Raw genomic sequence first — 20534 nt, 5'->3', positions numbered from 1 at the left:
CCCGACCAAGCCCATGCGGGACTTCGACAAAAGGATCATCAGAACTCCGGCAGTCAAACCGATGACCTTCCAGCTGCGGTGCTTTTCTTCGAGAGCAAGGCGCGAAGATTCCAAAAATGAGAGAGGAGATCAAGAAGCAGACAACAAAAAACCGTCGGTTGCAGCACCAAGCCGCTGCCGCTTAAACTCATACGAAAACTGAACCAGAGCCTCCTTTACGAAAACACCAACCCTTTCTGAAAAACTCTGAAGACGGACAGCAGGCGGGCTTTCGGCGGCTTTGGATCGCCAGTTAGAGGCGTGGGAGCGGATGGTCGCGAAGCTGCGCCCGCTGAACCCTGAATTCTTTGCCCGGCACGAACCTTCGGCCCGTGCTTATCAGCTGCGCTATCTGGCGCGGCGGGCGATCACCAACCTCGACCGGGACACAGCTTGGGAGTTGCTTGTGCGAAGCGTCCAGGAAAGCCCCCGTCCGGTGCTTGAAGAACCTCTGAAATCGTTCAGCACTTTCGCCGCAGCCCTTGTGTTAAAAACGTTTGGACCCGGCCCGATCACCCGGCTGGGACAAATGAAATCCAAACTGCAATCGATCTGAGAGAGGCGTCATCATGGAACAGAAAAAGATCCTCCACTTGGTAGACGACACCACAGCGGGTGGCGTGATGCGGATGCTCGACCATCTTTTGGCGCAATCAGATCTGTCCGGGGCGGTCCAGCAAAAGGTGTTGAAAGTCAAACGGACCGCATTTTCTTGGGGCAAACTGAATGCGGATGTCATCGTGTCCCACGTCGTACCAAGCTGGAGAAGCCTTCCCGCGTTCTCAGCTCTTCGCGCAATGCATCTGGACACTCGACTGGTCCATGTCGAACACAGTTACACCCGGGCATTCACCACTCTGAATGTCCCTTATAAACGTCGTTTTTTTGCGATGCTGCGTGTGATCTATTCCTTCTTTGATCAGGTGGTCGCCGTCAGCCACGCGCAGTCGGACTGGATGAAGGAACGACGCCTGGCTGCTTCGGAAAAACTGGCTGTCATTCCTCCGACCGTTGATCTTGAGCAGTTGTCGCGCAACACTTTGCCTCCCAAGTCAAGGACCACAATTGGTGCCATCGGGCGTTTGGAACAGCAGAAAGGGTTCGACATCCTGATCCAGGGTTTTCGGTCAACCCGAACGCCGGAGGCGCGCTTGTTGATCTTTGGCGAAGGCAGTCAGCGTTCATACCTTGAGGCGTTGGCAGAAGGTGACCCGCGCATCGAATTTAGGGGTCATGCCAAGGACCCGGCAGAAGCCTATCAAGCAGTGGATATCGTCGCGATCCCGTCGCGTTGGGAGGCTTATGGACTTGTGCTGGACGAAGCGCTTGCCGCGAAGCGCAATGTGATCGCCAGTAAAGTTGATGGGTTACGTGACCGTGAAGGAGATACGAGAGTTTCATTCTGCAATCTTGACCCTTATGATTGGCGACTTGCGATCAATAATTTTCTGCTTTCCAACACTATTGAGAAAAGCAGCTGAATCAAAATTTGACACTGGATCTTTTGCGTTTTTGCCGAGCCATTCGCTGCAAAATCAATTGTGATTTCAAAGAAATTGCCTGCGTCCAGCTTTGCGTTTGTGCGCGAGCCTACTTAGCGCAGTACATTTTGGTGCCCTCTTTGGACTGCGAGCGGTCATTGCCTTGTGCTAAGTGGACGGCAGCTATATCCGCAGCGCCGTCATTCAGGCCTGGTGCAGCTAAGTTCCGCTTTGAGCCCAAAGCTGACGTTGCTTATCCCGGCCATGCAAAAGTCTGCGATGACCTCATCAGAGCATCAAGTGCAGGCGAATGTTTTCGGCCAGGGACTGTAAAGGCCGCGATAGTTCTTGAAACTTCTGGCTCAACAAGCGGGCGCTGCAACAAGCCCGGTAGAGTAACCGAGTACTCAGGCATAAAGGCGAAACCAATGCCCGCAGCAACCATTGCTTGTACCCAATCTTCTCGCTCAGACCTGAAGCGAGCGTACAGTTCCACACCTTTTGACTGACAAACCGACATTACCATCTCGCGCAACTCACAGGCCAAGCGGTCAACGTAGTTTTCTTGTGATAAGTCTTGGAGTGAAACTGAGTTGAGTTGTCCAAGGCGGTGTTCCGGCGGGAAAACAACCACATATCTTTCGACGTAGAGTGGTCTAGCCCTGAACTCCACTTCCAGCTCTTCAGTCAGGGTCATTAAAGCAACATCGATATCGCCATCGGCAAGTTTTTTCTTTAGGTCCGATGCGCTTGCTTCGTTGACAGACAACTCCAATCCGCTGTGGTTTTTCTCGAATTGAGCTAAAAAGCGAGCAAGGCGAACGTGCCCAATTGTTGAAAGGACACCTAAGCGCAACGGCACCTTTTCGAGCAAACGAAAATTCTGAGCCAGCGCTTGTGTGGCTGCTGCTTCGTCAACGATGTGCTGTAAATGCGGCAGCATAGACTTCCCAAAGTCGCTAATCAGTATTTTCCTACCTTCCCGATGGAAAACCTGTGCGCCCAGTTCGGTTTCCAGTGACTTGACGCCCTTGGTAAGCGCTGGTTGGCTCACATTGCATTCTGCAGCAGCTTTGGTGAAATTCAGATGCTTTGCGGCAGATAAGACATATCTAATCTGAGACATCTCCATGTTGGGGCACCTCGTCACTGATAGCTAATAACAATCATGACGCAGGATACACCGTTTTATCCAAACCTGGAGTTATTAAGTCATAAGGTATTGATAGTTCCCCGAGCCACCGCTCCGTGATGCAATAGATGCACTAGTTTTGACTATTCGGAAAGGGAGCGAAATGTCTGTTTTTATGGTCGAAAGAAACCTTAAGGGCATCAGCATGGATGACTTGGGCGCTGCTCAAAAAGCCGCGATAGCAACTGCGCAAAAAATGACGGCAGATGGAGACAAGATCACCTACGTTCGTTCAACATTTGCTCCCGATGACGGGCGCTGCATGTGCTTGTTTGATGGTGAAAGCGCCGATCAAGTTCGTCGATTGAACGATACCGCTAGGCTTCCTTACGAAAAGGTCGTAGCCGCAATGGACCTTACCCCGTAACGGCTTGCAAGCTTTATTGTTTTATTGGGCCCTGAGTATATGCTCAAGGGCCCTTAGTAATCTTTGAGCTGCTCGGCAGGGAGCTGCAGGTTCGACCCGCAGATACTTGGTACACCGAGTTTTGCGGAAGCGCAGCATCCTCTCCAATGCAGACTAGAACTCATCTCATTTTAGCTTCTTCGAAAGACTAGCTCAGGCTCCCGGGAGTTCTGCTTACACAATACGACCAGAGACTGCCGGATGGATCACTTGGTTAACCGATCTTCTGAGTATACGTGAGGATCTATGATTGCGACTATATCGCTTCCACTGTCCTCCAAGCCAAGTTTTTCGCAAAGCCGTGCAGATGGAACGTTGCCCGGAGCGATGCCAGTCTTGAACCCAGTTGCGCCAAGCTTTTCATGAGAGTGTATCATAGCTTTGGCACCCAAGACTTTTGCTACACCTTCACCCATGCGTTCAGGCTTGGTCGAAAGTTGCCCCCATTGAGCGCGACGATGCAGCCTACTGCTGGGCGGATGGCACAGAACTGAGCCCGCGGTTGCAACGGGAGCACCTGAGTTGTCAAAAACGACCATCGCAAATCCGGGGCGAGACAAACCGCGCATAACCGGCCCTATTGGCGGCAAAACACCGTGGCTCATCGCGACTTCTGCGAAAGCTTCAAGCCATTCTGGCGGAGAGTCGCGATCAATCACACGTACGGTCAAATCCTCGGGCAACGCCCGTGTGGCGATTATTTTCCGAGCAATGTCAACACAGTTCAATCCGCCAAGATAACAAGCTATTGTGTCGGTTTTTAATCCCTGAATTTCAAGGGCTTCTCGCGTCTTTGCCACCTCCTGACGCGGTATGCTTTCTATCGCCGAAATGCCAAGTATTCGGGCCATTGCAACAGCGTCATTCAAGGCTCCGCTGTACTCGTTGACAATTTGAATACCGCGCCCATGGCTGCAAAATTGAGTGTCATCATCCAATAGCTGGATAAGATGCTCCCCCATGGTCGACATGCGTCGCTGGTCTTCGCTTCCGAATGCTTCCATGAGAGTTTCCTCGAAGTAGCACTAAACAGTTCAGAGACGATCGATTGATTAGGGGGCGTGCCGTCAAGCGACCGTCACGCGCTAGACTATGAAGCAAAGAGAGTTTTTGGGAAAGAGCGAATGGCAGCTTTGTTCGTAAAGAACCCGTTCATGCAAAGCTCAGCGAATGACCGAGTTGAGCCCATAGCGGTCTTGCAATAACGAGCAGGTTCAACACCTAAGTTGGCCGCGAGAATTAATAGCTACAGCGAAAGACGTCTCTGAAAATAGATGCCAATCTACTACTGGCGGCTCGCTTTAGGATTGATTAGGCACGTCCGACGAGATTTGGACGCTAATGGGCCAATCAACTCAGATTTATATGGTAATCTTATACTTGTTTACGTCTGCGGAAACATGGGCGGAGATTTATTGAACTTAAGCGCCTAATCCGTGATGGGTCAAAGAATAACTTCCGGAACATCTGCAATCACCACACCCGGAAATATTGTGCGCTCGATATTCGCTTTGCTTTGACCGAGGAGCGTCCGTATGACGGAACCAATGTAGCTACGTAAATCCGCCGTAGGCATCAGATCGCGCCGTTCGTACAAATCGGCTTCTGCAAGACCGGGCCAGCGACCGTAGACTCGGCCTCCTCTTATGGCTCCACCCGCCATAAGCATTGCTCCAGCCGTGCCATGATCCGTGCCGCCAGATCCGTTTTCGTACACGGTTCGTCCGAATTCCGTTACCGCAAGAACGGCCGTTTTGGACCAAACCTCGCCGAGGCCCTGCTTCAGCGTCAAAATGGTGTCAGATAATCGTCCGAGCAAGTTTGGCATTACGTTGCCTTGCCTGCGATGTGTATCCCAGCCGCTGAGTGAAAAACTCAAAATGCGAGTATCCCCACGCATTCTTTCAGCCGCGAACTTTGCAATAGATATTTCCGGACGGCCCTTCGCATTCACCGGTTCAATAGAACGAGACAATTCGATAGCTTCCGCCACCGAATAGCTAAAGAGAGGGTCATTCTGATATGCGTGGATCAGAAGATCTTCTGCAGAGGCCCCCAGATTTAGGCGGGTTTCTGGTGACCAGTTAGCGACTTGCGCGGATCCCATGAGAATCCGCGAGTTCTCGCGCCCGATAGCAAAACCGGTCTCGGTTTCAATCCCTGGAGTTACCTGCAACAATCTGTTCAACCAACCGTCACGTGTTTTCGTCACGCCACTTTCGATGCCAACACCGGCTTCGAGCAAGTCTTGACCATCGAAATGGCTACGCACATCGCGGTAGGGTGTAGAAACCGCATGCGTAAATGCAAGCTCACCGCTTTGCCACATCGGAAGGAGGTCGTTAAGACCGCTGTGGAGGCTAAAAAATCCGTCCAAATCCGTAGATTCTTCGCCAAAGCTGGAGCGCAATCCAGAAAAATCTGGATCACCGACAGGGCGCAAGACATCCAAACCGTCCATAGCACCGCGCAGAATCAAAACAACGAGCCGCCCCTCCCAAGGGGCAGAGGCAAGGGTGATATTCGTCATCAGAGGAAAAGCAGCTGCGGAACAGCCGAGAGTTGCGACGCCGCGCAGAACCGATCTTCTGTTCATGGTGGAACCCCTCACAAACCTACCTCCTGTTAAATTCAGCCGATGCCAAGACAAGCGCAATCCCTTCCGCTTTCGTTTCAGCAGCCGAAACGGCAAATCGCAGATGATCACCGCTATGCGCTCTGAGAGTTTGCTCAAGAAAGTTGCGCGGGTCTCCTGCCCGTCTGCCTAAATGATCCGCAACGGAAACGGCCCATGATATACGGGCCGCGAGGCCTTGGGGGCTGATCCAATACGCCGCGTCTTCGGGCCAACCATCCGGCCCCGAGGGGCGCATGAAAGGTTGACCCATGGCCGCCATAGGACGCTCAACCAGCGTACGAAGTCGGCCTGCTTTGATCTGCATAATTTCATCGCCGCGCACTCCAAATGCAATCAGCGATGAGGAAATGAATTCAAATGGTGTTTTTATCTTTTGAAGCGGCAGCCGAGCGGTTTCCGGATGTTCCATCAGCACTTTTGTAACCGTGCCTAAGTCACCACCAGTCTCCTGATAAATCAGCTTCAAATCACTTACCAACGCTTCCGGAGGTTTTTCTACCAGAAAGTGAACAGCAAGTTTTCGCGAAAGGTGATGCGCCGTTTCAGGTCGCGCTGCCAGATCTTCGAGAAATGAATCAATGTCCTCAACATCTGCCGCCGGCGTCGACCCGTATGTATTACCCAACACAGTTTCAGCACCCGGTTGGGCCGCGCGGCGACGAAAGACAAAGCCCCGCCTTCGATCAAAAGAGAGTCCGGTTAAAAGCTCTGCCGCCGCCCGAACCTCTCTTTGGGTATAGCCGCTGCCAACACCCATTGTGTGAAGCTCCAGCAATTCGCGCGCCAAATTTTCATTCAGCCCTTTTCCGGTGCGTAAGCCGACAGGCGAATCCGGACCGATGGACTGCGCCTGATCGAGATAGAAGAGCATTGCGGGATGGCGGACCACAGCCTTGAGCATCTCTGCAAAAGTGCCCGACAAATGTGGTCGAATAGCGTCATCAACAAAGCTTGGCGACATTGCGCGCGCGACAATGTTTCGGGGTGCAACGGTAAAGTGGTCCGCCCAAAACCAAGTTAGCCGTTCGCGGAGTGGCGAACTTGCACTGACTACACGGGCAATTGATGTTGCTAACCCGTCTATTGCGGCTTGGCGTAGATCTTGACGAGCATTCTTAAAACGATCCCCGGAACCCGGTTCATTACGCTGATTTGCTTTCCTTGCTTTTCTGAACTCGCGCCCCAACGTCAGCGCTTCTGCAAGTTGCAGACCCGGATATCGAGTGGCACCCAAGTCAGGCTCAAAGAACTGTTCGAGTAGAATGGCGCGTTTGGCAGGTGCAACACGTGGTCCAAATCCATATCCGAAGCGAATTTGAGCAATATCGGTTTCTGCCAAGGCTAGCTGACCTTTTCCAGTTCTATGGAATTATATACATTTGTTCATCCCGTTTCCATCGCACCGAAGGTTCCTTTGGCGCGGGGCGCTGTTGAGCCTCCTATTAGTGTGCAACAGACTCGTGCTGCGACAGAAGCAAAAAATTGTTCGCAAATTTGCAAATGAACTTATTTTTTCGCACGCCCCGAAACAGACTTGGACTGCCCTGATCAAAGGCAGAATTGTCCGCGTCTTCGCCCTTCACTGAACGGAACTGAATGTCCGGACTGCACCGTTCGCGCCTCGCTGCGCGCGCATAGTCAGGAAGCGTAGCTAGTGCGGCTTTGGGCTCGAAGCAGCCATCCAAACACTTCGCTTGAACGTCTGTTTTGCCTTGCTTGCGAGGCAGTGCCGAGTCAGTGGACCATTTTCTGCAATTCCCTATGGCGCGGATAAGTTCACTGATCGCTTTGCGCGCTTCCTCGGATTCTCTGGATCGTTCTCCGTGCTTCTATGACGGATGGCTTGGCCCAGCGGCTTGCCCACCTCCAGCCCCATGCATGCGACAAACACTCCAGCCTTGAACGGCGGGTGCTCCACACCGCTTGCCGGTGGACTTTGCCGTTGCTGTGCACCTGGGCGCATCATTGAGTCTTTTCGTAGGGTCCATGAGGTTGTCGTCACTTTTTGTCATCCGACCGCCCCCCGTTTTGGACATTGCCTACGATAGCCTGCCCGCCTTCTTTGACTTCAACGCGTTCAACACGAACGGTTTGATCTGCCTTGGAGCGATACCGTTTCAGGGTTTCAACCTGGTTAGTGAAGGTCCGCGCCAGCTTATTGAGCGCCCGTTCCGCCGAGTCTTGCTGCGTGAGAGTTTTTACATGGTTCAGGCGCCGCGCCATCATCATCGTCGCCTGGTGGATCGCCCCTATCTGCACCGCCAGCATGGCTTCGATCTCGTCTTGCGGCCCAACCCCGGCAACAACAGACATCACGAAGTTTGATGCTGTCTCAGAAACAGAGCTGTCCTGTTGCCCAAGCGTCGCGACTTGATCCATCACGCCTTCGAAAAACCGATAATCGACTGTGCCTAGCTCATGCATCGCCAACGCGCAGCCCGACTATGGGTCTTTTCCCTTGTGCCCAACCGTGAGCCTGCGTGTGTCTTCATCGAAGTCCAACTTGATGTTCGGCGCCCGAACGCGTGATTTCTTCCGTTCCCTCAGATCGGCAATTGCATTGGTTTCCGCTTCGGTAAGCTCGAAGTTCGTTGTCTGAAGATCGTTGCTTTTGTCTTTCTGTGCCTTGCTCATGTTCGCCTCGCGTAACAGGGAGTGGTTAGTATTAGTGTTCCGTTTCAGAACCGACGGACCGGCGAGAAACCGGTCTGACGGGTTCTGAATTGGAACCTTGGAAGGTCTTTGGGTTCTCAAACGGAACCACGGAGGATGCTGACGGGTCCGTCTCAGAACCGCGTTTTGTTTTTTCGGGCTGCCAGAACCGCCAGTCGTTGGTGGCTGCTTTCTTGCCGGACCGGGTCTGCGTCGTCTTGGTCGTCAACCGCCATTCGTGGGCCCGACGGTGGTACCAGTTGCCTTCACGCTCAAGAACAAGGAAGCCTTTGTCCTGAAGTTCTTCGAAAGCCCGCTGAACAGTGGCCTTACCCAATCCTAGGATTTCTGCCGCCTCGTTCATCGACAGAAACAGCTTGCCATTGTTGCCACCGTTGTAGCGGGTGTGAAGCTCCAACCAGAGCTTCACCGCAGGTCCGGATAAGGCCCTCCACGCAGGAGATTTGATCATGGCATAGGGCATAAGGACATATTGGCCCTCATCCGACCGTTTGCCCTTGGGAGACCGCCGCCTACTCATCGCGACACCTCCGCTGGAAACGCTCGGGAAGGGCATCCAACTCCGGAACGTCGCAGCCGATATGCGCCCGGACGAGCCGGGCTAGGCCGGATTTGGACACACAGTATCCGATCGTGTCCCACGCCGCTCCCCCGGCGGGAAATTGGGGTCTCTGGCGCTGAAACAGCAATTGGATACCATCCCGGCAGACAGAAACGCGGTAAATACCGTGGCGAAAGAGCTCACCGCTGTAGTTCTCAGCGGTTTCCCGATGATCGGTTCGGGTTAGTGGGCCAGTGTCCGGCCCCTTTTCTTGACTGGTACTGTTTGATTTGGAAAAGGACGTCTCAGCCATGTTCGATCCGTCCTTTCCGAATGATCACCCGTTCGACCGAATGGCTCTGAGGTGACCAGTAGTACCGGCGCTCGTTTTGTCTTGTCGGCACAGGGCATCCTGTGGCATCAACTGGACTTGCTAGGGTGGCAGTTGATGTCACAGGAAAAGCCCCATCTCCGCGCTTGGGCTTGGGGTTTTTCATTATGCAGCCTCGTTGTTGGGATCGGTGCGCCGCGCTTCCAGCCAGGAGTTCAGATCAGCGCCGTGATAGGCGATCCGCCGACCGATGCGAATGAAGGCCGGACCGCACATGCGGTGACGCCATTGAGCCAGCTTTTCACGGTTTCCCAGCAATTTCATCTCAGGGTCTTCTGGGAAATAGACCCGGTCGTCATTGAAGACGTTTGCCATCGTTGAAATCCTCTTGGATCAGTTGCGATGGCTATTGTTAACTTTCGACCAATGGCTGTGACGATACCAGTTCAGGCCCGAAAAGCCCGCCCCAAAAGCCTGTATTCAGGCGCCCAAAGGACTTAATTTCGGGCATAGTGCCTGTCTAGCGAATGCTTCAAACGTGTTTGCACGGTCGTTCTACCAACTCTCCTACCAAGTACCTTTTGTGCATGTTCTATCAGTTCTTGAATGCAAGCATCTTTCTTCGATGGTAGTGAGCCGAGTTGGTGCATTTCCTCCAATCTTGCTTCCATTTTTTTCCAGTCCAAGGCGAATGGTGCGCCTCTAGATCGTTTGCTAGGAGTACTCCCTACGCTGTCTAAGGTCCCATCCTCCAGAACCAATGCGTGTCCAAACGATCTAGCAGTCAGAGACTCGCCCATCTGGAAGCGACTGCCCCAAAACGTGATTAGCTGTTGCGTATTCACTCGTGTGGCTACGAAAGTTCTTTGCCCAAATGTCAATTCATCTTGCTTGAAATCGTGAGCAAGCCTAAATGCCTCCGCCGGCACTTTTTCGAACTCGCCTGCCTTCTCGTATTCATCGGCTGCGGACAGTGCATCCCACCGCTCAAGATGCACAGCTTCAATAACCAAATCCCCCGAATGAATTCCCGAGAAAAGCTGACCCCAAACCTTCTCTAAGTGGATTTCAAATAGGGCGTTGGTCTCTTCAAAGAGAATTTCTTTTGGACCAGCTTCACTGACTACCTTCTTTGCCGCCTTATATTTATTCAGCTGAGTAGTTCTTTCTAAGGGTTCCCAGTCTATCCGATCGAAATACTCCTCATGGAATTTCAGAGTATGGTACGCATCCCAAATTTGTCCCCAAAGTATTGAACTAGCCGCTTCTCCGTAGCCCTTGGGCATATCCAGGCCCGCAGCAGCGAAGTCTTCTGGTTCGTAGAAATCAAAACTAATCAAGTTATTCTCGAAATTGTCAGGCATCTCCTTCCAATAAAATCTTGCGTCTATACCAACGGGCGAACCACGCTCGTCAGGTATCGGCGTGTCATACCAAATAACCTCTGGAACCTTCCCGAAAGCTAGGAAGTGCACGGCTTCCGACAGATAACACCACTCCGGCAGTTCAACTGCACAAAAAAATCTCACAGAGACGCTCCTTGGCTTGATGTAAATCTACTCCATTTCTCGCCAAGCTTTCGTCGCCGTTCTAACAAATCCGACCGCGCATAGGCCCGCTCCACATCCGATCCAACCTGATGTGCCAAAGCCGCCTCAGCCAGCTCGCGCGGCGCGTTTGCAGCTTCGGCCGCCCAATCCCGAAACGAACTGCGGAAGCCATGCACGGTGACGCCATCCTGCCGCATCCGGCGCAACAGCATCAGCATGGACATGTTCGACAACGGCTGGTGCCGTTTTTGCCCCTCGAACACATAGTCAGAGGCCAGCGCGCGCAGCGGCTCCAGAATAGCCAGCATTTCGTCGGTGAGAGGTACACGATGGACCTGCCCGCCTTTCATGCGCTCCGCAGGTATGGTCCACAGGCGCGCATCAACATCGACCTCGGGCCATTTCATCTCCAAGACCTCTGAGGTCCGGCAGGCGGTCAGAATGGTGAATTGCAGCGCCTTGGCGGCCATAGCTGAGCGGGTCTGCAACTCGGCATAGAACGCGGGGACCTCCTGCCACGGCATCGCGTCGTGGTGTTGGACCTTGGCTTTGACGGTGGGCAGCACTTTGCCTTCGCGGATAGCGGTCACCGGGTTCTCGCCCGATCGGAAGCCTTTGGACTTTGCCACATCGAGTACCGTCTTGATCCGCTGCGACAGCCGCTTTGCGGTTTCATGTTTATCGGTCCAGATCGGGGACAGGCACATTAACACTTCAGGCTGATCAATGCTGTCGACTGGCATGCGCCCGATCTTTGGGAACGCATAGTCGCGCAAGGTGTTGAGCCACTGCTGCCCATGCTTGGCATTCCTCCATGTTGGCAGGCGGTCGATGTGGACCTGTCGGCTGAGCTCCTCGAAGGTTGGGATTTCGCGCTGGGAATTGAACCGAGGGTTCAGCCCTGACTTTGCCATTCGTCGATACTCGAGAGCTCTTTCGCGGGCTTGATTCAGAGTGACAACATCAGCGCCACCCAACCCAAAATCCGTGCGCAGCGGAGCGCCCTTGCGGTTCTTCTGTCCTTTGACCGTTACGCGCACGATCCAGCGCCGTGCGCCTGATGGATCAACAACAAGATACAGACCAGAACCGTCGCCATGCCGACCCGGGCCTAGATTCTCTACCAGCTTTTTTGTCAGCTTCCCGATGGGCGCAGCCATGAAAATACCACAAAATATACCACTCAATGAAAGTAAACGGGTATGATCGGATAAAATCCAACGAAACCAGCCAACGCAGCTACAGCCATAAAACACAGAGGTTTGAGAAACCTAGTGTATCTCATTGAGATTTGGGGAAATCACCAAGTGGCGGACCGAGGAGGATTCGAACCCCCGACCCCTTGATTCGTAGTCAAGTACTCTATCCAGCTGAGCTATCGGTCCGCGTTGGTGAAGCGGTGTTTAGACCCGGTGCGGGAGACGTGCAAGCCGATTCTGCAAAAAATCTTCAAAAAGTTAGATCCCCGCGTGGGAGGCTTATTTCAAAGGTTGTACCGGTGGGTCCGGTCTCTTTCAACACAAGATCTCCACCATGTCCGCGCACCAGTTCCTGTGAAATCGCAAGCCCAAGGCCCGAGCCGCCCTTGCGTACGCCGCCTTGGAATGGCGTGAACAGATTCTCGCGGGCTTTGGGCGGTAGGCCGGGGCCGGTATCGCGGATTTCGATGCACCAGCTGGCCTCCATGGCGCAGCCGGTGACAGTGACGCGCCCGGGATTGCCTGAGGAGACCAGAGCCTGCCGGGCATTGCGCACAAGGTTCATGATCACGCGGAAGAGCTGCTCTGGATCTGCGCGCACGACCAGATCCTTGGGCACCTCGTTCACGATTTCGACGCAGGCATCGGCAACGGCCAACTGCTCGCTGGCGGCAACATCTTCGGCGATGTCGCGGACGCGCACCATGGTCAGGGTCGGCGCAGGCTCTTCCGCGCGACCGAAGGCAAGGGTGCTTTCACAAAGCGAAACCGCACGCGTGATCGAGTTGACCAGCTTGGGGGCCATCCGGCGGACAAGGGGGTCATCGCTGGCTTCGATCCGATCCGTAAACAGCTGCGCCGAGGTCAGGATATTGCGCAGGTCATGGCTGACCTTGGCCACCGCACCACCCAGTTGCGCCAGGCGCTCACGCTGTTTTAGCGCCTGCGTCAGGTCGGTCTGCAACATCTTCAAGGCCTCCTCCGCCTCACGCAATTCGGTAACCTTGGAGTTGGGAGTGATGATGCCGCGAGCATCCTCGGGCGCGCTGGCATAGCGCTGCATATAGCCGACAACGCTTTTGATCGGGCGTACCAGCACAACGCGCACGGCAAGGAACAGGAAGAAAGCCGTGATTATCGAAATAACGAAGGACAGACCCAGAATGCGCAGCCCGTAATCCACCATCGCCATGCGCAAGGGCATGCTGTCTATGGTTACCTCGATTAACAGACCTGCCCCTTTGACCGGCTCACCGATCACACGGATGACCTCATTTTCAGTGGTAAAAATACGGGTCATCGCATCGCGGATCAGGATCCACGGGCCCGCGTCGCGCAGGTCATAGGTGTTGGTGATCTGTTCAGGGATCGGCGAAGACAGCATCAGCTGCCGCACCTCATCGCGCCGCAGGACAACGTTGTAGACACCCGCATTTGCCAGCAGCTCGGCCTCGAGATCGTCGGCGAGCATGTCATCGGCCAGCAGCGCCAAAGACGCAATCTGCGCGCGTTCCAGCCGGTTCAGCAGGAAGTCTTCTCGGAAACGTGCGATGGACGGCACAAAGATCAGGACCTCGGCCAACATCACGAAGACCGTCGTCAGGATCAGAAATCGGCCGGACAGCGAGTTCAATTGGCGCTCCTCTTCCGGTCAGGGGATCCAGCGTTGCACGAACCTGACCACGCGTTTAACCGTCTGATTCTCAAACAGCCTTGGCGAGAAATAAGCCCCCGCCACACGTTTGTTAAGCTCTCCGATCGTCGGATAGGGCGAAACCATCGCGGCGATCTGCCCCATCTTGAGATTATTGGCCAGAGCAAGGGACCACAAGTTGATCAGCTCTCCGGCCTGATGGCCGACGATTGTCACGCCCACGGGGCGCCCCTTCACGACCATGACCTTGATGAACCCTTTTGTCTTACGCTCGGAAATGGCGCGGTCATTGTGATGGTAGTCGAACCGGGCGACCTCCGTCGCGTCACCATGCTGTTCACGGGCCTGCGCCTCGGTCAGGCCGACCTGAGCCAGTTCTGGGTCCGTATAGGTGGCCCAGGGGATATGAGCGGTCTTGGCCTTTGACGGCAGACCAAACAGGGCCGAGCGGATGATGATGCCCGCATGGTACCCCGCCACATGGGTGAATTGCAGACCACCCGCCACATCGCCGATAGCATAGACCTTGCGATTGGTCGTGCGCAAAGCGTCATCCACCCTGATCCCTGTGCGTGTACGATCGATCCCGGCCGCCTCAAGGTTCAAACGTTCGACATTTGCCTTGCGTCCGGCCGCCATCAGAAGGTGGGTACCGGCAAAGATGTCTCCGTTCTGGGTGACAACTTCGACCGCGCCAGCCGAGGCTCGGATTTGCGCGACCATGGCTTGTTCCTGAATGTCGACGCCTTCGGCTCGCAGGGTTTCGAGAACAAGGGCTGCAGCCTCGGGGTCATCCTTGCCCAGCGCTTTTGCGCCTTCGATCACGGTAACTTTGCAACCCAGCCGAATATGGGCCTGCGCCATCTCCATCCCGATGGGGCCACCGCCGATAATCAACAGGTGGTCGGGCTTCTCCTTCAGATCAAAGATAGTTTCATTCGTGTAGAACGGCACCGAGTCCAGCCCCGGGATCGGCGGCACAAGCGGCGAAGACCCGGTGGCGATGACAACCCGCCTCGCGGTGATCACGTTCTCACCGGCCTGCACCTGTGTCGAAGACAGGAAGGTGCCAAATTCGCGGATCACCTTGACGCCGAAACCTTCGAACCGTTCCTGACTGTCCATCGGCTCTATCTGCGCGATGACGCTGTGCACGTGATCCTTGGCTGCCGCATAGTCCACCTGCGGCACAACATCGGCCACGCCAAAACGCGCTGAATGGGCCTGCCCATAGGCCATCTTGCCACTGGCGATCAGGGCCTTGGAAGGGACACAGCCAAAGTTCAGGCAATCCCCGCCCATCTTGTGGCCTTCCAGCAGGATCACATCGGCCCCCATCTGCGCGGCCCCTGCCGCAACCGACAAACCGCCCGACCCGGCGCCGATGACCAGGATATCTGTTTTCAGCTCTTTCATGGAATTCAGGCGTCCTTTTTACCGCGCAGGGCTTTGATCAGAATGGGCAGAGCGGCCAATACGCACAAGCCTATGATCGGACCGATAACAAAGGGTTCCCAAAGCAGCGAAACATCAGGCGTTTCGCCGCGATCAAAGACACCGCCTAGGCCGACGCCGATCCAGGTGTAGACAATCCCGCCCGGAATGATGCCCAGCGCCGTCGTGAACAGGAAGTTGCGGAACTTCACGCCCACCAGTGCGGGGACCAGATTGGCCACAAAGAACGGAACCACGGGCACAAGACGCAGCAGGAACAGGACCGAGATCTCATTCTCGCGCAGGCCGTCCTTGAGTTTCTTGATGGTCCCTTCCGAGGATTCGAGGCGCGCCGTCAGTGATTCACCCAAGCCCCAGCGCGCGGCCAGAAAGATGGCGGATGCGCCGATCGTGGCCGCGAACACATTGAACGCGGTGCCTGCGAACAGGCCGAACAGGAAACCACCGGTCATCGAGGCGACGGCGGCTCCCGGCAGGGAAAACGCCACGATCACGATATAGATCCCAACGAAAGCTGCGGCCATGGCCCAATAATATTCATCCCGCCAAGCCAACAAAGCCTCGCGATTGTCGCGCAGGGTTTCAAAACTCAGGTAGTCCCCAAGGGTGAAGAACCCCACCGCGGCAACGGTCAGGATCACAAGCAATGGAATATGGCGCGCAAACCCGCTGCGCGGTGCTTGGGTCGTTTCGCTCATCTGACTGTCCGGCTTTGATTGTTTCATTCTGACCTCAACATGCGCTGCCTCGTTGTCCTGCAACAGGCCCCTCACGCGGCCTTGAACTCTGTGGCCGGGAATGTGAGGGTTCGGGGCGCAAAAAACCGGATTCTGAAATCTTTTGACCGGCCAGGTTACAGAATTGTTGCAAAAGGCGCGAAAACCCGTGCCTTGGGGTTTGACTTACCCCCCGCTTGGCAGTAGAGGACGGGCTTCGAACACTCGGGCCAGGCGAATCCGCGCCGCACCCACCGCTATAGATTGGAGACGGAGCGATGAAACGCACCTATCAGCCTTCGAACCTGGTTCGCAAACGCCGCCACGGTTTCCGCGCGCGCATGGCCACCAAAGCCGGCCGCAAAATCCTGAACGCACGCCGTGCACGCGGCCGCAAATCGCTGAGCGCGTAAACCGCCTCACCGATCAGGTTATGAACATGACGCCGCCGGAGGCCCCTGAGGATGGCATCAGCCAACCGAGGGTCAAGCCCCCGGCGGCGTCCGTTTGCGCGCCCAAACCTCTGACCGTTCTCAAGAATCGTTCTGATTTCCTGAAAGCGGCACGGGCGCGTCGGCAAGGCACATCCTCGATGATGGTGCAGGCGCGCAGGCGCGCGCCGGATGAGGGCGCAGGCATTCGCGTCGGGTTTACGTGTTCCAAAAAGGTCGGCAATGCGGTGGCCCGCAACCGCGCCAAGCGCCGCCTGCGCGAAGCAGCCCGCGCCGTACTGCCCACACAGGGGCATGAGGGCTGGGACTATGTCCTGATTGGCCGCGCCGAGGTCACCGCCGGGCGAGCGTTTGACGCCATGCTCGACGATCTGCGCTATGCGCTGCGCAAGATTCACTCCCCTCGCAAATGACCCTGCTGGCGCGCATATTCGCCCTGCCCGTGCGCGCATACCGGTTGGTTTTCAGCCCCTGGGTCGGATTCAATTGTCGCTACCAACCGACGTGTTCGGCCTATGCACTGGAAGCACTTGAGAAACACGGCGCGATCAAGGGCGCGTGGCTGGCCGCCCGTAGAATCGGGCGCTGCCACCCATTCGGCGGTACGGGGTATGACCCGGTGCCGGAGAAATCCAAAGACGATTAGACCAGCGCCAGATTCCCTCGGTCCGTAGACCTTCGGGTCGGGATAACTTCACGATCCAATTTACCCAGCAGAGTGTGGAGCAAATCCTCGTAGAATCGTGGCGAGTCGAAATACCAGCTGTGGCTGGCGGATGGCCCATCCGGGTAATCCGCGCGATTGTCATTGAAGAACTTTCCGCAATACAGGTTTACCGCCTTTTCAGGATGGTCCGAGGGCATACCCACACGACCCAACCGGCGCGAAACACCCACGCGCTTGACCTCAGAGATCGAAAGAACCTCATCAAACGGGCTGTAGTAGCAGGTCAGCCTCGTACACCGCCGCATCAGGGATGAGGTCTTGGCGCTGCCCTCCAGGAAAGACTTGGCCGAGACATCCGCCGCGACAAAGGCGATCTGACTGGTGGTCCAGCTGTGCTGTGCGATCTCATGGTCGTCATCGGCATAGTCCATGGCCTCGCGCACCAGAAACGTCCCATCGAATGCGCCAGAACGTGAACATTATGGGGGCAATCTGGGGTCTGCATTTTGGACAGGCGTCTGATCCCGTCATTGAACAGCTTATCCGCCGAGCGCCGCGCATCGGCCCTGTCCGAGCTATAACCCAAGACGGATCCATCGCTTGGCCAGTCAAAGCTGACGACCACGCCTTTGAACCCATGGGCCTCAAGCCCTTTGCGGATCTTGCGGTGGCGTTCCAACATCTCGAACTGCTCGGTGTTGAAACCATGCACGAAGAATACGATATGGCCTTTTTCGTGATCCGTCGCCCCGGCGGCCTGCTGCACCTTGTCCAGCCAGTCCGGGATTCGGATTTCATGTTTGCGCGCCGGTGTCTTTACGTTGGACGGTATTGCTAGGTAGCGCGCCTTGCCCAGTTTGTTTGAATAATGATTGCCGTTGCGTCCGCGGACGGTAAAGAAATAGTCCATTTTAAACTCCGTCGATAAATCCGGAGAGCACAACACAGGCAGCGCTTTCCCCAAAAACTGGCCCGGGTTCACGACACCTTGCCCGCGCGCATCCTGCGCTGTAATCACGGTCCATGTTTGATGAAGCCGACGATATCCATCCGCTGTTTGCTGGCGCGCCCTCGACAACCGAGTTCAAGAAACTGCGCAAACGCATCGTGCGCCAGACCCGTGAGGCGATCGAGCAGTACGGGATGATCGACCCGTCCGCCCATGACAAGGATGGCAAGCCGCCACGCTGGCTGGTCTGCCTGTCGGGCGGCAAGGACAGCTACACCCTGCTTGCCATTCTCTATGAGCTGAGATGGCGTGGGTTGCTGCCGGTCGATTTGCTGGCCTGCAATCTGGATCAGGGACAGCCGGGCTTTCCCGCCACCGTCCTGCCCGAGTTTCTGGAGCGGATGGGCGTTCCCCACCGGATCGAGTATCAGGACACCTATTCCGTTGTGATGGACAAGGTTCCCCAAGGCCGGACCTATTGCGCCCTGTGTTCGCGCCTGCGCCGGGGCAACCTGTATCGCATCGCGCGGGAAGAGGGATGCTCGGCCGTGGTGCTGGGCCATCACCGCGATGACATTCTGGAAACCTTCTTCATGAACCTGTTCCACGGCGGGCGTCTGGCAACCATGCCGCCCAAACTGGTCAATGAAGAGGGCGACCTGTTCGTCTTCCGCCCGCTGGCCCACGTAGCCGAGGCCGATTGCGAGAAATTCGCCAAGGCGATGAATTACCCGATCATTCCCTGCGATCTGTGTGGCAGTCAGGATGGGTTGCAGCGCCAGCAGGTCAAACACATTCTCGATCAGTGGGAAAAGAACAGCCCCGGCCGCCGTCAGGTCATGTTCCGCGCCCTGACCAACGCCCGCCCCTCCCATTTGCTGGACCCAAAATTGTTCGACTTTTCAGGTCTTTCCTTGGATTCCAGCAAAAAAGACGAAAATTCTGCTGAAATTCCGCAGTTGCGTTAACGTCTGACTCAGACTGGTTTCCTACCGTTCACCTTGAGCGTTTGATGCCCAAGGCCCTGAATAGCTATGCGGAAATTTCCTGATTTTGACCGTTTTCTCCGTCCTGTAATCTCTGCCCTCAGCGGGCCATCTGCGCTGGCCTTTCTGCCAGCGCTCAGCCTTGGGGCTTTTTGGTTGGGCGGCGAACGTGCGCTTGTCAGTGTGACGCTTGGGGTACCTTTGATGTTCGCAGTAGCTGGGATTGTGAACAATCAGTCGAAAGCACGCGCAGGGCAGGCAATCGGTGGTGTGCTGCCGAACGACCAGTTCAATCTGGCCTTGGCAAAAAAGCTCGAAATCGCGCAAAGGCAAGAGGCTGGGACAGCTTGCATCGCCATTGCGATCGACGGTTTTCCCGAGGTTGCGGATATTCACGGTCAGGCCGCCGCCGATCACATCCACCAGCAATTCTGCAGCCGCGTTCTTTCGATGATCCGCGACAATGACATTGCGATGTTGGTAGGAGACGACGGCCTGATGATCGGTCTGCATCCGTCGCAGCAGCTGGACCTCGAGGCCTGTATCCAGATGTCCGGGCGCATCCAGTCTGCGGTGGAAGAGCCGATCATGCTCAATGCAGTCGGTCTCTACCTGACCTGTTCGATTGGGTTCAGCATGAACAAAACAATTGCCGGCGATACGGTCTCCAAATGGAAAGCCGCCAGCACCGATGCGCTGACCGAGGCACAGCGCAGTGGGCCTTCGACGATTCGGGCCTATTCTTCTGAGACACGGCGCAGGTCACTGGTACGCAGCAATCTGCGCAAGGAGTTCGAGGCAGCGCTGGATCATGGTGATATCCGCCCATGGTTCCAACCACAGGTGTCCACGGATACCGGCCGCGTTACGGGTTTTGAGGCGCTGGCTCGGTGGGAACATCCGCAGAAAGGCGTGCTGAGCCCACAAGTCTTCCTGCCCTTCGCCGAACAAGCCGACTTGATGGAGCGTTTGGGTCAGGCCATCCGGCACCACGCCTTCACCGCCATGCGGGCCTGGGAAAGGGCGGGCGTTATTGTGCCACGCATGGGTGTCAATTTCTCCTCGGATGAGCTGCGCGCACCGGGTTTGATCGACCGCCTGAAATGGGAGCTTGATCGATTCGACCTGACCCCCGACAGGCTGACCGTCGAAGTGTTAGAGACCGTCTTTTCGCGCCTCCCCGACGACGTGATCACCCGCAATGTCACCGGCCTTGCAACTTTAGGGTGCTGTATTAATCTGGATGATTTCGGCATCGGACATGCATCAATCGTGTCGATCAAGCGGTTCAACGTCACGCGGATCAAGATCGACCGCTCATTCGTGGCCAAGTCCGATCAGGACCCCGGTCAACAACAGATGGCCAACGCCATCTTGACCATGGCCGAACGCTTGAATCTGGAGACGCTGGCAGAAGGGGTCGAGACACCAGGGGAACATGCCCTGATGGCCCAGCTTGGATGTGATCACGCGCAGGGCTTTGGTATTGGCAAGCCAATGCCGTTCGAAAAGACGCTGGACTGGATGGCTGCGCATAACGGCAAGATGAACGGGGTTCCGAAAATCGGACGTCAAACCGGCTGAATTCCATGAAAGAGTGGCCTG

At 55.6% G+C, this 20534-nt stretch carries 22 protein-coding genes, 1 tRNA gene and 1 pseudogene; 8 read left to right on the top strand and 16 right to left on the bottom strand.

The features are described 5' to 3' along the window. Positions 1–280 precede the first annotated feature (280 nt). Both ACR0JF_RS21655 and ACR0JF_RS21650 read left to right on the top strand, forming a co-directional pair. Positions 281–595 (top strand): hypothetical protein, encoded by a 315-nt coding sequence (locus ACR0JF_RS21655; RefSeq protein ID WP_170747473.1) that lies wholly within the window; start codon positions 281–283, stop codon positions 593–595. 13 nt (positions 596–608) lie between these two features. Continuing rightward, on the top strand, positions 609–1520 hold the full coding sequence (locus ACR0JF_RS21650) for a glycosyltransferase family 4 protein (protein WP_170747472.1): 912 nt from the start codon (positions 609–611) through the stop codon (positions 1518–1520). Between the two features lie 253 nt (positions 1521–1773). Here the strand turns inward: ACR0JF_RS21650 and ACR0JF_RS21645 are convergent, their stop codons facing one another. Continuing rightward, the gene (locus ACR0JF_RS21645) at positions 1774–2652 is read right to left on the bottom strand and encodes a LysR family transcriptional regulator (RefSeq protein WP_170663044.1); all 879 of its coding nucleotides are present in this window, start codon (positions 2650–2652) and stop codon (positions 1774–1776) included. Between the two features lie 163 nt (positions 2653–2815). Here ACR0JF_RS21645 and ACR0JF_RS21640 point away from each other — a divergent pair, with 163 nt between their 5' ends. After that, positions 2816–3079 carry a DUF4242 domain-containing protein gene (locus tag ACR0JF_RS21640; protein ID WP_170663042.1) on the top strand — a complete coding sequence of 88 codons (264 nt, stop codon included), beginning with the start codon at positions 2816–2818 and terminating at the stop codon, positions 3077–3079. Positions 3080–3324: 245 nt separating this feature from the next. Here ACR0JF_RS21640 and ACR0JF_RS21635 read toward each other — a convergent pair whose 3' ends face one another. The 13 genes from ACR0JF_RS21635 to ACR0JF_RS21575 form a co-directional block, all read right to left on the bottom strand. Beyond that, on the bottom strand, positions 3325–4122 hold the full coding sequence (locus ACR0JF_RS21635) for a GNAT family protein (RefSeq protein WP_170663040.1): 798 nt from the start codon (positions 4120–4122) through the stop codon (positions 3325–3327). 440 nt (positions 4123–4562) lie between these two features. After that, positions 4563–5714, bottom strand: coding sequence for a DUF1501 domain-containing protein (locus ACR0JF_RS21630; RefSeq protein WP_170663038.1), 1152 nt, complete (start codon positions 5712–5714; stop codon positions 4563–4565). 19 nt (positions 5715–5733) lie between these two features. Beyond that, entirely contained in the window at positions 5734–7095 is a 1362-nt protein-coding gene (locus ACR0JF_RS21625) for a DUF1800 domain-containing protein (protein WP_170663036.1), read from the bottom strand. Positions 7096–7754: 659 nt separating this feature from the next. Next, positions 7755–8180, bottom strand: coding sequence for a hypothetical protein (locus ACR0JF_RS21620; RefSeq protein WP_170663034.1), 426 nt, complete (start codon positions 8178–8180; stop codon positions 7755–7757). Between the two features lie 18 nt (positions 8181–8198). Then, positions 8199–8390: a hypothetical protein gene (locus ACR0JF_RS21615; protein WP_170663032.1), complete on the bottom strand. Its 192-nt coding sequence runs from the start codon at positions 8388–8390 to the stop codon at positions 8199–8201. Between the two features lie 31 nt (positions 8391–8421). After that, positions 8422–8949, bottom strand: coding sequence for a helix-turn-helix domain-containing protein (locus ACR0JF_RS21610; protein WP_170663030.1), 528 nt, complete (start codon positions 8947–8949; stop codon positions 8422–8424). A gap of 517 nt (positions 8950–9466) precedes the next feature. Further along, positions 9467–9676, bottom strand: a complete 210-nt coding sequence (locus ACR0JF_RS21605) for a MerR family transcriptional regulator (RefSeq protein ID WP_170663028.1) — start codon at positions 9674–9676, stop codon at positions 9467–9469. A gap of 122 nt (positions 9677–9798) precedes the next feature. Then, positions 9799–10830, bottom strand: a complete 1032-nt coding sequence (locus ACR0JF_RS21600) for a hypothetical protein (RefSeq protein WP_170663026.1) — start codon at positions 10828–10830, stop codon at positions 9799–9801. Beyond that, complete coding sequence (locus ACR0JF_RS21595) at positions 10827–12011, bottom strand: site-specific integrase (RefSeq protein WP_170663024.1); 1185 nt, start codon at positions 12009–12011, stop codon at positions 10827–10829. The genes ACR0JF_RS21600 and ACR0JF_RS21595 overlap by 4 nt, the downstream gene beginning before the upstream one ends. Positions 12012–12159: 148 nt before the next feature. Continuing rightward, positions 12160–12236: transfer RNA gene (locus ACR0JF_RS21590), tRNA-Arg, on the bottom strand. 64 nt (positions 12237–12300) lie between these two features. After that, positions 12301–13683, bottom strand: a complete 1383-nt coding sequence (locus ACR0JF_RS21585) for an ATP-binding protein (RefSeq protein WP_480669867.1) — start codon at positions 13681–13683, stop codon at positions 12301–12303. Positions 13684–13701: 18 nt separating this feature from the next. After that, a complete protein-coding gene (locus tag ACR0JF_RS21580; RefSeq protein ID WP_170663023.1) occupies positions 13702–15120 on the bottom strand; it encodes an FAD-dependent oxidoreductase in 1419 nt (472 codons plus the stop codon). Between the two features lie 5 nt (positions 15121–15125). After that, complete coding sequence (locus ACR0JF_RS21575) at positions 15126–15884, bottom strand: TVP38/TMEM64 family protein (protein WP_480527889.1); 759 nt, start codon at positions 15882–15884, stop codon at positions 15126–15128. A 269-nt stretch (positions 15885–16153) separates the two neighbouring features. Here ACR0JF_RS21575 and rpmH point away from each other — a divergent pair, with 269 nt between their 5' ends. The 3 genes from rpmH to yidD are packed head-to-tail and all read left to right on the top strand — an operon-like array spanning position 16154 to position 16973. Next, on the top strand, positions 16154–16288 hold the full coding sequence (gene rpmH, locus ACR0JF_RS21570) for a 50S ribosomal protein L34 (RefSeq protein ID WP_005980833.1): 135 nt from the start codon (positions 16154–16156) through the stop codon (positions 16286–16288). Between the two features lie 26 nt (positions 16289–16314). Next, entirely contained in the window at positions 16315–16740 is a 426-nt protein-coding gene (rnpA, locus tag ACR0JF_RS21565) for a ribonuclease P protein component (RefSeq protein ID WP_170663021.1), read from the top strand. Beyond that, positions 16737–16973: a membrane protein insertion efficiency factor YidD gene (gene yidD / locus ACR0JF_RS21560; RefSeq protein WP_170663019.1), complete on the top strand. Its 237-nt coding sequence runs from the start codon at positions 16737–16739 to the stop codon at positions 16971–16973. The genes rnpA and yidD overlap by 4 nt, the downstream gene beginning before the upstream one ends. Here the strand turns inward: yidD and ACR0JF_RS21555 are convergent. Continuing rightward, positions 16970–17437 (bottom strand): hypothetical protein, encoded by a 468-nt coding sequence (locus ACR0JF_RS21555; protein WP_480669873.1) that lies wholly within the window; start codon positions 17435–17437, stop codon positions 16970–16972. The two genes, yidD and ACR0JF_RS21555, sit on opposite strands and share 4 nt — an antisense overlap. Before the next feature lie 62 nt (positions 17438–17499). Further along, positions 17500–17676, bottom strand: a pseudogene (locus ACR0JF_RS21550) (alpha/beta hydrolase); the annotation flags it as partial. Positions 17677–18017: 341 nt separating this feature from the next. Here ACR0JF_RS21550 and ttcA point away from each other — a divergent pair. Together ttcA and ACR0JF_RS21540 are read left to right on the top strand one after the other, a co-directional pair. Further along, positions 18018–18911 (top strand): tRNA 2-thiocytidine(32) synthetase TtcA, encoded by an 894-nt coding sequence (gene ttcA / locus ACR0JF_RS21545; protein WP_170663013.1) that lies wholly within the window; start codon positions 18018–18020, stop codon positions 18909–18911. 222 nt (positions 18912–19133) lie between these two features. Further along, on the top strand, positions 19134–20513 hold the full coding sequence (locus ACR0JF_RS21540; RefSeq protein WP_480669864.1) for a putative bifunctional diguanylate cyclase/phosphodiesterase: 1380 nt from the start codon (positions 19134–19136) through the stop codon (positions 20511–20513). The last annotated feature ends 21 nt before the right edge of the window (positions 20514–20534 follow it).

Source organism: Ruegeria sp. BG11 (genome assembly GCF_056538565.1).
This window is presented reverse-complemented; position numbering and strand designations above follow the sequence as displayed.